This is a genomic window from Variovorax sp. OK212 (genome assembly GCF_900112425.1).
GTDB lineage: Bacteria > Pseudomonadota > Gammaproteobacteria > Burkholderiales > Burkholderiaceae_C > Variovorax.
The window spans coordinates 468,882-481,457 of record NZ_FOLP01000003.1 but is presented as its reverse complement, the minus strand read 5'-3'; the positions used below and the strand labels follow the sequence as shown (position 1 = coordinate 481,457).

Annotated in this window: 12 protein-coding genes; 8 read left to right on the top strand and 4 right to left on the bottom strand. The window is 69.1% G+C overall.

The annotated features are described in order from the left end of the window. The first annotated feature begins 16 nt into the window (after nt 1-16). Nucleotides 17-880, top strand: coding sequence for a YbgC/FadM family acyl-CoA thioesterase (locus tag BM004_RS12735; protein WP_093213692.1), 864 nt, complete (start codon nt 17-19; stop codon nt 878-880). Nucleotides 881-890: 10 nt separating this feature from the next. On the opposite strand, the gene BM004_RS12730 is transcribed toward BM004_RS12735, so the two are convergent. Beyond that, on the bottom strand, nt 891-1,802 hold the full coding sequence (locus BM004_RS12730) for a hypothetical protein (RefSeq protein ID WP_093213690.1): 912 nt from the start codon (nt 1,800-1,802) through the stop codon (nt 891-893). Nucleotides 1,803-1,950: 148 nt separating this feature from the next. Beyond that, complete coding sequence (locus BM004_RS12725; protein ID WP_093213687.1) at nt 1,951-2,895, bottom strand: CAF17-like 4Fe-4S cluster assembly/insertion protein YgfZ; 945 nt, start codon at nt 2,893-2,895, stop codon at nt 1,951-1,953. Between the two features lie 136 nt (nt 2,896-3,031). On the opposite strand from BM004_RS12725, the gene mltG reads away from it, so the two are divergent. The 6 genes from mltG (at nt 3,032) to BM004_RS12695 (ending at nt 7,666) form a co-directional block, all read left to right on the top strand. Beyond that, nucleotides 3,032-4,054, top strand: a complete 1,023-nt coding sequence (gene mltG, locus BM004_RS12720; protein ID WP_093121868.1) for an endolytic transglycosylase MltG — start codon at nt 3,032-3,034, stop codon at nt 4,052-4,054. Continuing rightward, nucleotides 4,051-4,713 carry a dTMP kinase gene (gene tmk / locus BM004_RS12715; RefSeq protein ID WP_093213685.1) on the top strand — a complete coding sequence of 221 codons (663 nt, stop codon included), beginning with the start codon at nt 4,051-4,053 and terminating at the stop codon, nt 4,711-4,713. Before mltG ends, tmk begins: the two co-directional genes overlap by 4 nt. Next, nucleotides 4,710-5,723, top strand: a complete 1,014-nt coding sequence (locus BM004_RS12710) for a DNA polymerase III subunit delta' (RefSeq protein ID WP_093213682.1) — start codon at nt 4,710-4,712, stop codon at nt 5,721-5,723. The genes tmk and BM004_RS12710 overlap by 4 nt, the downstream gene beginning before the upstream one ends. Further along, nucleotides 5,720-6,100, top strand: a complete 381-nt coding sequence (locus BM004_RS12705; protein WP_093121875.1) for a PilZ domain-containing protein — start codon at nt 5,720-5,722, stop codon at nt 6,098-6,100. Before BM004_RS12710 ends, BM004_RS12705 begins: the two co-directional genes overlap by 4 nt. Nucleotides 6,101-6,182: 82 nt before the next feature. Then, the gene (locus BM004_RS12700) at nt 6,183-6,989 is read left to right on the top strand and encodes a TatD family hydrolase (protein ID WP_093213680.1); all 807 of its coding nucleotides are present in this window, start codon (nt 6,183-6,185) and stop codon (nt 6,987-6,989) included. Continuing rightward, nucleotides 6,986-7,666: an ankyrin repeat domain-containing protein gene (locus BM004_RS12695; protein ID WP_093121881.1), complete on the top strand. Its 681-nt coding sequence runs from the start codon at nt 6,986-6,988 to the stop codon at nt 7,664-7,666. The genes BM004_RS12700 and BM004_RS12695 overlap by 4 nt, the downstream gene beginning before the upstream one ends. Before the next feature lie 119 nt (nt 7,667-7,785). Here BM004_RS12695 and BM004_RS12690 read toward each other — a convergent pair whose 3' ends face one another. Continuing rightward, nucleotides 7,786-10,416 carry an AAA family ATPase gene (locus tag BM004_RS12690; RefSeq protein WP_093213677.1) on the bottom strand — a complete coding sequence of 877 codons (2,631 nt, stop codon included), beginning with the start codon at nt 10,414-10,416 and terminating at the stop codon, nt 7,786-7,788. Beyond that, nucleotides 10,413-11,537, bottom strand: a complete 1,125-nt coding sequence (locus tag BM004_RS12685; protein ID WP_093213675.1) for a metallophosphoesterase family protein — start codon at nt 11,535-11,537, stop codon at nt 10,413-10,415. Before BM004_RS12685 ends, BM004_RS12690 begins: the two co-directional genes overlap by 4 nt. A 115-nt stretch (nt 11,538-11,652) precedes the next feature. Here BM004_RS12685 and BM004_RS12680 point away from each other — a divergent pair, with 115 nt between their 5' ends. Then, entirely contained in the window at nt 11,653-12,576 is a 924-nt protein-coding gene (locus BM004_RS12680; RefSeq protein WP_093121889.1) for a LysR family transcriptional regulator, read from the top strand.

The window sequence follows — 12,576 nt, the reverse complement described above, 5'->3', positions numbered from 1 at the left end:
TTTTCCGGAGACAAGAATGCAACGTAGCGATTTCCGTTTTTTCCATCGGCTGCGCGTGCGCTGGGCCGAAGTCGACATGCAGAAGATCGTGTTCAACGCGCACTACCTGATGTACTTCGACACCGCCATCTCGGACTACTGGCGCGCGCTGGCGCTGCCGTACGAAGAGGCAATGCATGCGCTGGGCGGCGACCTGTACGTGCGCAAGGCAACGATCGATTTCCGCGCCTCGGCGCGCATGGACGACATGCTCGACGTGGGCATGCGCTGCGCGCGCATCGGCAATTCGTCGATGGTGTTCGAGGGCGGGCTGTTCCGGCAGGACCAGTTCCTGGTCGGCTGCGAGCTGGTCTATGTGTTTGCCGATCCGGCCACGCAGACGTCGAAGGCGGTGCCCCAGGTGCTGCGCGACGTGCTGACCGGCTACGAAGCCGGCGAGCCGATGCGCACCGTGGAAACGGGCGACTGGGCCGCGCTGGGCGAGGGCGCCGGTGCCCTGCGGCGCGCGGTGTTCATCGAGGAGCAGAACATTCCCGAGTCGCTGGAGTGGGACGAGAACGACGCGGTGGTGCTGCACGCCGTGGCGCGCAACCGGCTGGGCCAGGTCATCGCGACCGGACGCCTGCTGCACGCCGAAGACGGCGTGTCCCACATCGGCCGCATGGCGGTGCACCGCAACCTGCGCAGCGGCGGGCACGGCGCGGCGGTGGTGCGCGTGCTCGAGGAGGCCGCGAAGGCGCGCGGCGACCGCGAAGTGGCGCTGAACGCGCAGCGCAGCGCCGAGCGCTTCTATGCGCGGCTGGGCTATGCGGTGCACGGCGAGGGCTTCGAGGAAGCCGGCATCCCGCACATCGAGATGCGCCGGCCGTTGCAGCCGTAACGCGAAGAACTCAGTAGCGCGGCGGCGGGTCGGGCACGTAGCCCGGCTCCGAGCCCGGGAACGGCGACGGGCCGGCCGGACGCGGCCAGCGCGGCGGCGGCGAAACCGGGATCACGCCCGCGGCCACGAGGTTCTCGCGGCTGTCGTAGCGGATGCGCACGACCTCGTCGGGCGAAGACTGCGCGCGGTCGAAGGTGGTCTTGCCGATGTACGAGGTCTCGCGGCGGCCATGCGCGGTGCCCAGGCTCGGGCTCGGTGCGGACTGGCGGGCCATGCTGCCCGAAGGGGACGCGGCGGATTCGGCCGCCATGCCGTTGTCGGCCGGGCTGGCCGGGGCCGCCTTGGCGCGCGCATCGCCCATCGACGACGACTCGCTGCGGCGTTCGCGCTCGCCGTATTCGTCGCGGCGCGGGTACGGCGTGATGGGCGGCGGTGGCGGCTCGGGCATGCGCTCGCGGAACATGGCGACGCCGATCACGCCCACGTCGTCGGGGCGGCCGGTGCGGCTCGCGTAGGAGTTGCCGGCGGCGGCGAACTCGAAGGCCGCAATCTGCGAATCGCTCTTGCGCCAGCCCGTGATGTCGCTGCGCTCGCGCGCGCCGAACACATAGCCGTTCTGGCCGACGCCGGCGGTTTCGCCGGTGACGACGTTCACGCCGTCCACCGACATCACGGCCATGATGCGTTCGCCCATCGCGTTGCGTGCGCGAATGGAATAGCGCGTGCCGGGGCGGCCCGCCACCCAGTATTCGCCGCGGTGGCGGTAGACCGGCAGCTCGGCGCCGGTGCTGCGGTCGACCACGCTGATCTGCATCAGCGAGCCGACGCGCCCGGACGGCTGGCTTTGCGCCCAGGCCGGCACGGCCAGCGAAGAGGCCATGGCGCCCAGGGCCAGGGCGGTTGAAAAGAATCTGCGCTTCATGGTGTCTTCCTTGCCGGGAGTTGATCGGTGAAGGCTTCTACGGCGCAGCAACGGCAGCAGGGTTAAACGACACGCAAAAAAATGGCGCTATCTGTTCGATAGCGCCAAACGCCCGATGAGCGGGCGTCTTGGGGGCAACGGTTTCAGCTCAGATGTCTTCGAGCAGCGCGTAGGGCAGCGGCTCGACGGTGAGGGCCGGCCCGTCGGCCGCGCCGGCATGCAGCCCGCCGGCCTCGAGCGCGGAAATCTGCATCGAGATGAGGGCGGCCCAGCCGCCACCGGGCGCGGAGGCGGCCTGCGCCACGGTGCCCACGGGTTGCTCGGCATCGTTGGCGGCAAAGACTTCCTGGCCGGCGCAGACGGGTGCGTCGGCCTGCACGAGGTAGGTGCGGCGCTTGAGCGTGCCGCGGAACTGGCTGCGCGCCACCACTTCCTGGCCGGGGTAGCAGCCCTTCTTGAAGTTCACGCCGCCGACCGACTCGAAGTTGATCATCTGCGGCACGAAGGCGTCGATGACGGGCGTGGTCAGCGTGACGATGCCGCTGCGCACCTCGCTCCATTGCCACAGGCCCGCGTCGAGCGCCGTGCCCACGGGGGCGGGCTGGTCGGCGGGGGCGATCCACAGCGCGCGGGGCACGCCGTCGGCCGGGTAGAGCGACACCACGCTCACGTCGCTGCCTGCGGCCGTGCGCTTGCCGGGCGCGGTGGCGGCGTCGAGGCCGTTGGCGGTGAGGGCGGTGCCGGCCAGGCCGTACAGCGCGAACTGCTCGGTGGCGTCGGTCAGCTTGACCTTGGCGCGCAGCACATACATCTGCAGCCGCTTGAGCGTCGCGGCCAGGATGTCGCGGCTGCAGACCAGAAGAATCAGCTCGGGTTGCGGCTTGATGCCGATGAAACTTGCGATCACACGGCCCTTGGCGGTGCACAGCGCGGCAAGCCGGGCGTCGGTGTCGCCCATCAGCGAGAAGTCCTGCGTGAGCTGCCCGTGCAGGAAGCTCGCGGCATCGGGGCCCTCGGCACGAATCACGCCGAGGTGGCCGGACGGGGCGGACAGGGAGGGCGCGGTGACGCCATTGAGAACGACAGTGGTCATCGCTGAATTATCATGGCCGGGCCTGTTCCTTCGGGGCGGCAGGGACTCCGTCCTTGCCGCCCCCGGGGCCACCGTTTTTTCACCGTCCGCGGCGTTTTCCCTTTCCGTTCTTCCCTCGTTTCCCTACATCGGACCCGTGCGCAGCTTCTTCCTCACGCTCTTCCTGCTCGCCGCCCTGGTTGCGCTCGCGCTCGGCGCCGGCGGTCTCTGGTGGGTGCACCAGCCGCTCAAGCTGCCCGCACCCAGCGTCGACCTGTCGGTCGAGCCCGGCACCACGCCGCGCGGCATCGCCCAGGCCGTGGCCGACACCGGTGTCGACGTTCAGCCGCAGCTGCTCTACCTGTGGTTCCGCGTCTCGGGGCAAGACCGCCAGATGCGCGCCGGCAGCTACGAGCTGGAACGCGGCGTCACGCCCAAGATGCTGCTCAACGTGCTGGTGCGTGGCGAGGAAGCCACGCGCAGCCTGGTGCTGGTCGAGGGCTGGAACATCCGCCAGGTGCGCGCCGCGCTCGCCAAGGCCGACCAGCTCAAGCCCGACAGCGTGGGCATGACCGACGACGCGCTGATGGCCAAGCTCGGCAAGCCCGGGCTGCACCCGGAAGGGCGCTTCTTCCCGGACACCTACACCTATTCGAAGGGCTCGACCGACGTGGCGCTGCTGCAGCGCGCGATGCGGGCCATGGACAAGAAGCTGGAGGCCGCCTGGGCCGCCCGCGCCTCCGACTTGCCGCTGAAATCGGCCGATGAGGCGCTTATCTTGGCCAGCATTGTCGAAAAGGAGACAGGCAAGGCCAACGATCGCGCGGAAATCGCGTCCGTGTTCACCAATCGCCTGCGCATCGGCATGCCGCTGCAGACCGACCCGACGGTGATCTACGGGATGGGCACGGCCTTCGACGGCAACCTGCGCAAGAAAGACCTGCAGGCCGACACGCCCTGGAACACCTACACGCGCGGCGGCCTGCCGCCCACGCCCATTTCCATGCCCGGCAAGGCCGCGCTGCTGGCGGCGGTGCAGCCGGCGCAAAGCAAATCGCTGTACTTTGTGTCGCGCGGCGACGGCACCAGCCAGTTCAGCAGCTCGCTCGACGACCACAACCGCGCGGTCAACCGTTTCCAGCGCGGCGGTGGAGACACCAAACCCAAGGCGACCCAATGAGTGACAACGGTTTGTTCCTGACGCTGGAAGGCATCGACGGCGCCGGCAAGTCGAGCCACCTCGACGCGCTGGAGGCGCTGTTCCAGGCCCAGGGCCGCACGGTGGTTCGCACGCGCGAACCCGGCGGCACGGCGTTGGCCGAGACGCTGCGCGGGCTGATTCTCGAGCAACCGATGGACCCGCTGACCGAATCGCTGCTGGTGTTCGCGGCGCGGCGCGACCATGTGGTGCAGGTCATCGAGCCGGCGCTGGCGCGTGGTGACGTGGTGCTGTGCGACCGCTTCACCGATGCGACCTTCGCCTACCAGGGCGCGGGGCGCGGTTTCGACGACGCCGTGCTGTCGACCCTGGAGCAATGGGTTCAGGCGGGGAGGGCGGGGCGCCCTGCTTCGCAACTGCTGCAGCCTGACGTCACGCTGTGGTTCGACCTGGCGCCCGAGATCGCGGCGCAACGGCTGGCCGGCGCGCGCGTGCCCGACAAGTTCGAGGCGCAGCCGGTCGAGTTCTTCCGGCGCGTTGCCCAGGGCTACGCGGACCGCGCGGCGGCCGATGCGCGGCGCTTCGTGCGCATCGATGCGAGCCAGGCACGCGACCAGGTCTGGCAGCAGGTCGAGGCGGCACTGGTGGCGCGCGGCGTCTTCGCAGGAGCTGCCCGATGAGCGCTTCGACCTTGTCGCCCTGGCTGCACCAGCCGCTCGCCGAACTGCTGCGCCAGCGCGGCCATGCGTGGCTGCTGCAGGGGCCGTCGGGCATCGGCCAGTACGAACTGGCACTGGCGCTGGCCTCCGCCTGGCTGTGCGAGCAGCCGACGGCCGAAGGCACGGCCTGCGGCCATTGCGCGAGCTGCCACGCCATCGAGGTTCGCACCCATGCCGACCTGTGCGTGCTGATGCCCGAGGTCGCCATGCAGGAACTCGGCTGGCCGCTCGACGAAAAGGCCCAGTCCGACATCGACGACAAGAAGCGCAAGGCCAGCCGCGAGATCCGCGTCGAGGCGATGCGCGACGCGGTCGGCTTCGCCCAGCGCACCAGCGCGCGCGGCCGCGGCAAGGTGGTGCTGGTGTACCCGGCCGAGCGCATGAACACGATCACCGCGAACGCGCTGCTGAAGACGCTCGAGGAGCCGGTCGGCGACGTGCGTTTCGTGCTGGCCAGCGAGGCCGCGTGGCAACTGCTGCCGACCATCCGCAGCCGTTGCCTGGGTTTCACGCTGCCGTGGCCCGAAACCGCCGAGGCCGAGGCCTGGCTGGCCGCGCAGGGCGTGCCCGCCGCCGATGCCGCGGCCTTGCTGCGCGCCGCGGGCGGCCGGCCGAGCGATGCCTTGCGGCTCGCGCACTCGGGCCAGTCGCCCAAGGCATGGGCCTTGCTGCCCAAGGCCATGACGCGCGGCGAGGTGGGCGCCCTGTCGGACCACGCGCCGGCCCAGGCGGTCAGCGCGCTGCAGAAGCTCTGCCATGACCTGATGGCGGTCGGCAACGGTGCCGAACCCCGGTTTTTCGAGGCCAACGACCTGCCGGCGGCCCCGTCGCGGCTGGCGCTGGCGCGCTGGTCGAAGTCGCTCGCGAGTGCCGCGAGAACCGCCGAACACCCGTTCAACGCGGGCCTGATGCTGGAAGCGCTTGTGAGCGAAGCGCGAACCACCCTAAACTCTGCCGCTCGTCGCCCATGAACCAACCCGCCGCCCCTTCACCTGCCGCCGCCACACCGGCCCGGCCCAGCGTCATCCAGCTCGCCATCAAGGAAAAGGGCGCGCTGTACGCGGCGTACATCCCGCTGTTCGCCGAAGGCGGCATCTTCATTCCGACCTCGCGCGAGTACCGGCTCGGCGACGACGTCTACGTGCTGCTCACGCTGCCCGAAGACCCGCAGCGCTACCCGGTGGCCGGCAAGGTCGCCTGGATCACCCCGGCGCGCGCGGCGGGCAACCGGGCGCCGGGCGTCGGCATCCGCTTTCCGTCGGATGAAAAATCGCGCCAGCTGAAGGCGCGCATCGAGGCCGCATTGGGCGGCTCGATGGCTTCCGACCGGCCCACGCAAACCATCTGAGTTTTCCGCCGTCCTGGTGACGCGGAACTCTGCGGACGGCGCCATCTCCCACAGGAGCGAGCGTCGCAGCTCGCCATTTCCGATGTTCACAGACTCCCACTGCCACCTCACGTTTCCCGAATTCGCGGACCAGATGCCGCAGATCCGCGCCGCCATGGCCGCCGCGCAGGTCGACCGGGCCCTTTGCATCTGCACCAAGCTCGAGGAGTTCGACGACGTGCAGGCGCTGGCCGCCAGCTACGACAACTTCTGGGCCAGCGTGGGCGTGCACCCCGACAACGAGGACATCGCCGAACCGAGCGTTGAAGAACTCGTACGGCTTGCCGCTCGGCCCCGCGTGGTGGCCATCGGTGAAACCGGCCTCGACTACTACCAGATGGAAGAACGCAAGGGCGGGCGCAGCATCTCCGACATGGAGTGGCAGCGCGACCGCTTCCGGGTGCACATTCGCGCGGCGCAGCAGACGCGCAAGCCGCTGATCATCCATACGCGCGAGGCGTCGGCGGACACGCTGGCGATCCTGAGGGAGGAGGGCGAAGACGCCTCCCCTGGCGCGGCCGGCGGCGTTTTCCATTGCTTCACCGAGACCGCCGAGGTGGCGCGCGCGGCGCTCGACCTGGGTTTCTACATCTCGTTTTCGGGCATCCTGACCTTCAAGAAGGCCCAGGACCTGCGCGACGTGGCCGCTTTCGTGCCGCTGGACCGCATGCTGATCGAGACCGACAGCCCGTACCTGGCGCCCGTGCCGTACCGCGGCAAGACCAACAACCCGTCCTATGTGCCGTTCGTGGCACAGCAGATCGCCGAACTCAGGAAGATGCCCGTGGAAGCCATTGCCAAGGCCACGAGCGACAACTTCGAAACGCTGTTCAGGGAAGTCAAATCATGAAAAATTACTTTAAGAAATCGATATATCTTGTTGTCATGGCTGCATCTTTTGCAGCGCATGCGGGCTCGTTCGAAGACTTTTTCCGTGCCGTGCGCGGCGACAACGCGAGCGGCGTGCGCACGTTGCTGCAGCGTGGTTTCGATCCGAACACGCGCGACGAACACGGCCAGACCGGCCTGCTGATCGCGCTGCGCGAGCCGTCGCCGAAGGTCATCCAGGTGCTGATGGAGTCGCCGCAGACCAACGTCGACATCGCCAACGCCAAGGACGAAACACCACTGATGCTGGCGGCGATCAAGGGCCAGCAGGAGCTGGTCAACCAGTTGCTGAAGCGCGATGCGGCCGTCAACAAGACCGGCTGGACGCCGCTGCATTACGCGGCGACCAGCGGGCAACTGACCATCATGAAGGTGCTGCTCGACAACTACGCCTTTATCGACGCGCAATCGCCCAACGGCTCGACGCCGCTGATGATGGCCGCGATGTATGGATCGGGCGAAGCCGTGAAGCTGCTGCTGGCCGAAGGTGCGGACACGACGATGAAGAACCAGCTGGGCATGACGGCCGTGGACTTCGCGAACAAGGCGAACCGGCCGGAAGCGGCATCGTTGATCACGGCGGCCGCGGCTTCGAGGGCGAATGCGCCCAAGGCTGTGCCGAAGGATGGCAAGTGGTGAGTCCGGGGTTCCTGCTGGAACTCTGGATAAATCACACAATGGTGATTATGTTAAATCAAGGATTGCCGAGCCGAAGGCAATGACCGAAACCGGCCTTCCCCATGGAAGGCCGTGTTGTTTCAGGCGATGCTCCGCGCCACCACGCCCAGGTCGCGCCAGGCTTCCGGGTGGCAGCTGAAGATCAGGATCTGGTGGCGCGTCGCTGCGTCGTACAGCACGCGCTTCATCTGGCCCAGTCGTTCTTCGTCGGTGTGCACCAGTGCATCGTCCAGGATCAGCAGCGTCGGCTTGTTGGCTTCCTTCAGCAAGTCGGCGTAGGCCAGCCGCGCCACGACGCCCATCTGTTCCCGCGCGCCCACGCTCAGCTCCTCGAACGCGCCGCTTTGAACGCCGCGCACGCCTTGCCGCGTGATGCGCCCCGGTGACAGGTCATCGCCGACCTCGACCTGCGCGCCCGGGAAAAGAATCTGCAGGTAGTGGTCCAGATGTTTCTGCAAAGGCGCTCGCAGCCGGCGCGCCAGTGCCGAGCGTTTTTCCCGCAGCAGCTTCAGCAAGTGGTCCAGCGCCTTGGCACGCCGATCGAGCTCCGTGCATCGCCGGGCGGCGTGTTCGAGTTCGCGTTGCTTCTCCGACGCGGTTTCTTCCTGGCCCAGCGCGCCCTTGGTCTCGAGTTCGACTTCGAGCCGCGTGATCTCGTTGGCCCGCTGGCTGTGCGCAGATTCGGCCTGCCGCGCGCTGCGTTCGAGCCGCTCGACGTCCTGCGCAAGCACCGGCAGGTTGACCGTCTGCAGCTGCTGCGCGAGTTCGCCGACCTTTTGCTCGATGGCCGACTGCTGCGCCAGCGCATCGGTAAGTGCCTCGCTGGCTTCGCGCTTGCGGCCGGCGCGCATCGGGTCGGCCAGCGTCGCCTGCACCGCGGCGAGTTCGTCCTCGGCGGCCTTGACCTGTTCGCGTGCGTGGCCGACCTGCACCTTCGCGTCGTTGAGGGCCGAGGAGGCCGCTTCCAGCGCCCCGCGTGCAGCGCCCTCCTCCGATTCGGCCTGCGCAGTCGATGGCACGGCCGCGCCGGCCGCTGGAGCCATCGCCTGCAGGACTTCCTTCGCCTCGGCCAGCCGGGCTTCGCGCAACGCCACGTCCGCGGCCAGCGCGCCAAGACCCTTGGGTGCCAGCGCCGACAGCACGGCCTCCGCCGCACTGGCTTCGCCTTTGCGCAGCGCATGCAGCCGCACACGTTCCTCGACGGCGGCCACGTTGTCCGCGCGCAGCGCTTGCAGCAGCGCAGCCAGTTCGTCACGGGCCCGGTCGCGTTCGACGCCCAGGCTCTCGAGGTCGGCGCCGCCCGGCAGCACCGTGATGCGGCCGACGCCTTCGATCTCGATCTCGGTCCGCGCAATGACGGTCTGCCGCGCCGAGCCCGTAACGTCCGCGCCGCCCACCCGAACCCGCGCCCCGGGTTGCAGTTCGAAGGCCAGCGCGGTCGACACCGCATCGAGCCGCGCCTGCGCCGTGCGCAGCATGTCGGCGCCACGCTGCAGCCGCTTGAGCTCGCCGTCGGGCACGGCCAGCGATTGCGCGTCGGCCTGCAGGCGTGCGACTTTCTCCTGTTCGCCCTTGGCTTTCGCCAGGTTCTGCGCCAATGCAGAAAGCTGCTCGGCCAGGCTTTCGACGGTCTTTTCCTGCGCGATCCGCGACGCGGCCTGACGCGCCAGCCGCAAGATGTCGCGGGCTAGCGCATCCGCCTGCGCCGCGGCCGCATGGCGCGGCTCCCAGGCTTGCAGCTCGCCCAGCGCCTTTTCCCGCCCGTCCTTCACCGCCAGCAGGTTCTTCTCGCGCTGCACGACCGTGGCCTCTTCGCGCTCCATCGCCTGGAGCTGCGTGCGCCAGGAGCCGACCTGCGCCACGACCTGCTTGAGCGCCGCGTCCTGCGCGGCCTTCCGTTCGGCCAGCCCCTTGCCGTCGCTCAGCCGCTGCTGCGCCGCGACAAGCTGCTCGCGCAGCGCCACCCAAGGCCGCGCCGCGTCGTCGCGCTGATGCTCGCGCCGCAGCCCCGAAAGCCGGTCGACGCCCGACCGATACGCCTCGATGTCGGCATGCAGCCGCGCCAGCTCGGCGTCGAGTTCCGTCCGCAGCTTGAGCGCATCCGCAAAGGCGCCGCGCGGCGCGCCGCTCGCCGGCGTGAGCAACTCATTGCGTTCGCTCTCGACCGCCTTCAGCACCGCATCGCCCTGGCTCGACGCCAACTCGCCGAGCGATTCACCGAGCGCATTGCGCAGATGGTCGCTGGCAAAGCCGACGGCGTTCGAAATGTCGTGCGAGGTGCCCTGCTTGATCCACAGCAGCCCCGGAATGCCCATGTGCTCCGGCGTGCTCGCGCCCTTGCCCGGAAAGCGAAAACCCAGCAGCGCCGCCAGGTGGTCTTCGGCCACGGCGCCATCCATCGCCTTGCCGTCGATGACGAGCTCGCAGCGCTTCTTGCCGAGGAAGGCCTTGGTGAGCTTGACGGGCTTGCCGTCGAGTTCGAAATCGAGCTCTACCGTGGGCGTGACCGTGCTTTCGCCCCATGGCCTCAGATGCTCGACCGCGCTCGAGCGATGCCGCTCGAAGAACGCGGCGCGAATCGCCTCCGCGATGGTCGACTTGCCCGACTCGTTGGGCGCCGCGAACAGGTTCAGCCCGTCCGTGAAGCCGCCGATTTCGAGCGGTGCGCGGAACAGCTTGAAGTTCTCGATGCGAAGACGCTGCAGCTTCATGCGCCGGCTCCCGTGCGCGAACCTTGCGCGTCGAGGATGCGGGCCAGCGTCAGCAGCGCGTCGCGGGCCAGTTCCGCATCGGCATCGGCTTGCTGCACGCGCAGTTCCTGCAAGGCCTCGCCGACGAAGCCATCGGCATGCAGCGCCTGGATGTCCTCTTCGGTCGGCTCCAGCCGCAGTGCCTCGCCGTCCCACACCAGCGCGCGGGCGCGGGCCCGCGCGGCTTCGAGTGCCGCGCCCAGCTTGCGATGCGCGCCCAGGTCGCAGCTGCCGTGCGCGCGCAGTTGCAGCACGTCGTTGCCGTCGATTCGATCGAGCCGTTCCACCAGCTCATCGACGTCGGACAGCACGGAAAGCCGCGGCTCCAGTTGCTGCCACGCGAACTGCCCCGTGCGGACAGTCTCGACTTCAGGCAGCGCGCCGGCGCCCGCAATGGACACCAGCAACGCCTGCCCCGATTCGTTGGCCCGGAAGCGATCGGTCTCGGGCGTGCCCGCGTACCAGGTGCGCTCGTCGATCTGCCGCGTGCCGTGCCAGTCGCCCAGCGCCAGGTAATCCAGCCTCGCCTCCCCTGCCCGCCCCGCCGCAATCGGATTGGCCGAGTCGATGTCTTCCGACAGGATGCCCTGCACGCACCCGTGCGCCAGGCCGATGCGCGGCAAGCCGGCGTCGTCGGGGGCCGCGGCAAACCAGTCGGTGAGGTCGCCGTAGGTGTGGCGCTGCGTCAGCGGCGCCGGCAGCAGCACGAACTTGCCCGCGACGGTGTGCGGCTTCGGCGCGAGGCAGCAGACCACGTTCGGCGCGATCGCGCCCAGGCGTTCGGCCCGGCTCCATACCGATTCGCTCAAGGCCGAATCGTGGTTGCCCGGAATCAGCAGCCACGGGCCGGCAAAGCCCTGCATCGCGTTGAACATGCGCCGGATGGTCTTGTCGGACACGGTCTGCAGGTCGAACACATCGCCCGCGACCAGCACGGCATCGACCTTGCGTTCGGCCGCAATGCCGGCCAGCCGCTCGACCACCTTGAAGCGCGCCTCGAACAGCGCCGCGGCGTCGTCGGGCTCGAACTGCGAGAACACGCGGCCGATCTGCCAGTCCGCGGTGTGGAGCAAAGAAATCATGCGTGGCCCTCCCTTTGCCTCTCGCGTCTTCTGCACGTCATCTCAAAACAGCGAGCATCTTAGAGGGCTCGCAGTATCGGGAAGCGCGGATCTCCCGATATCCTCGACGGCGCCCATGACCTCCCGCCTCCACTTCGACCTCACCACCGTCCAGCTGTTCATCGCGACCGCCGAGCTCGGCGGGGTCACGCGCGGCGCCGAGCGCCTGCACATGGCGCCGGCCGCGGCCTCGCGCCGCATTCTCGAACTGGAATCGCAATTCGGCGTGGCCCTGTTCGAGCGCCGCCCGCACGGCATGGTGCTCACCGACGCCGGCCGGGCCATGCTGGCGCACGCCCGCAGCATCACGCACACCGTGCTGCGCATGCAGGACGACGCGGCCTCCTACCTCGGCGGCGAGCAGGGCGTGGTGCGGGTGGCGGCGCCGAAGTCGGCGGTGATCCAGTTCATGCCTTCGGACATCGAGCGCTGCGCCGCGGCCTGCCCCGGCGTGCGCATCGACCTGCAGGAAATGAACAGCCAGGTGGTGCAGCAGGCGTTGCGCCGCGGCGTGGTGGACATCGGCATCTACGAGGCCAGCCTCGGCGCCATCGACCTGCCCACGCTGCCCTACCGCAGCGACGAGCTGGTGGCGGTCACCGCGCGCGCCCATGCGCTGGCCGGCAGCAGGCACGTGACGCTGGACGACGTGCTGGCCTGCGACCTCATTGCGCTGGGCGAAGGCTCTGCCATCTCGATCATGCTGGAGCGCCTGGCCGACGAGGCCGGGCAACTGCTGCGCATGCGCATGCGCGTGGGCGGCTTCGACAGCATTGCCGCGCTGGTGGCGCAGAACCTGGGCATCGGCGTGATGCCCGCCGCCATTGCGCGCCACGTGGCCGGCGGCGCCCGGTTCGCGCGGCTGCCGATTCGCGGCGACTGGGCGCGCCGGCAGTTCGTGCTGTGCCATCGCGCACCGGAAACGCTCTCGCGCGCGGCCGCCGGCGTGGCCCGGGTGCTCGCGGATACGCAAACCGCGAATCCTGCTTCGCCCAAATAG

Coding starts and splice junctions, on each gene's coding strand:
- BM004_RS12735 (WP_093213692.1), top strand. CDS start 17: ATGCAACGTAGCGATTTCCGTTTTTTCCATCGGCTGCGCGTGCGCTGG.
- BM004_RS12730 (WP_093213690.1), bottom strand. CDS start 1,802: ATGAAGCGCAGATTCTTTTCAACCGCCCTGGCCCTGGGCGCCATGGCC.
- BM004_RS12725 (WP_093213687.1), bottom strand. CDS start 2,895: ATGACCACTGTCGTTCTCAATGGCGTCACCGCGCCCTCCCTGTCCGCC.
- tmk (WP_093213685.1), top strand. CDS start 4,051: ATGAGTGACAACGGTTTGTTCCTGACGCTGGAAGGCATCGACGGCGCC.
- BM004_RS12710 (WP_093213682.1), top strand. CDS start 4,710: ATGAGCGCTTCGACCTTGTCGCCCTGGCTGCACCAGCCGCTCGCCGAA.
- BM004_RS12705 (WP_093121875.1), top strand. CDS start 5,720: ATGAACCAACCCGCCGCCCCTTCACCTGCCGCCGCCACACCGGCCCGG.
- BM004_RS12700 (WP_093213680.1), top strand. CDS start 6,183: ATGTTCACAGACTCCCACTGCCACCTCACGTTTCCCGAATTCGCGGAC.
- BM004_RS12695 (WP_093121881.1), top strand. CDS start 6,986: ATGAAAAATTACTTTAAGAAATCGATATATCTTGTTGTCATGGCTGCA.
- BM004_RS12690 (WP_093213677.1), bottom strand. CDS start 10,416: ATGAAGCTGCAGCGTCTTCGCATCGAGAACTTCAAGCTGTTCCGCGCA.
- BM004_RS12685 (WP_093213675.1), bottom strand. CDS start 11,537: ATGATTTCTTTGCTCCACACCGCGGACTGGCAGATCGGCCGCGTGTTC.
- BM004_RS12680 (WP_093121889.1), top strand. CDS start 11,653: ATGACCTCCCGCCTCCACTTCGACCTCACCACCGTCCAGCTGTTCATC.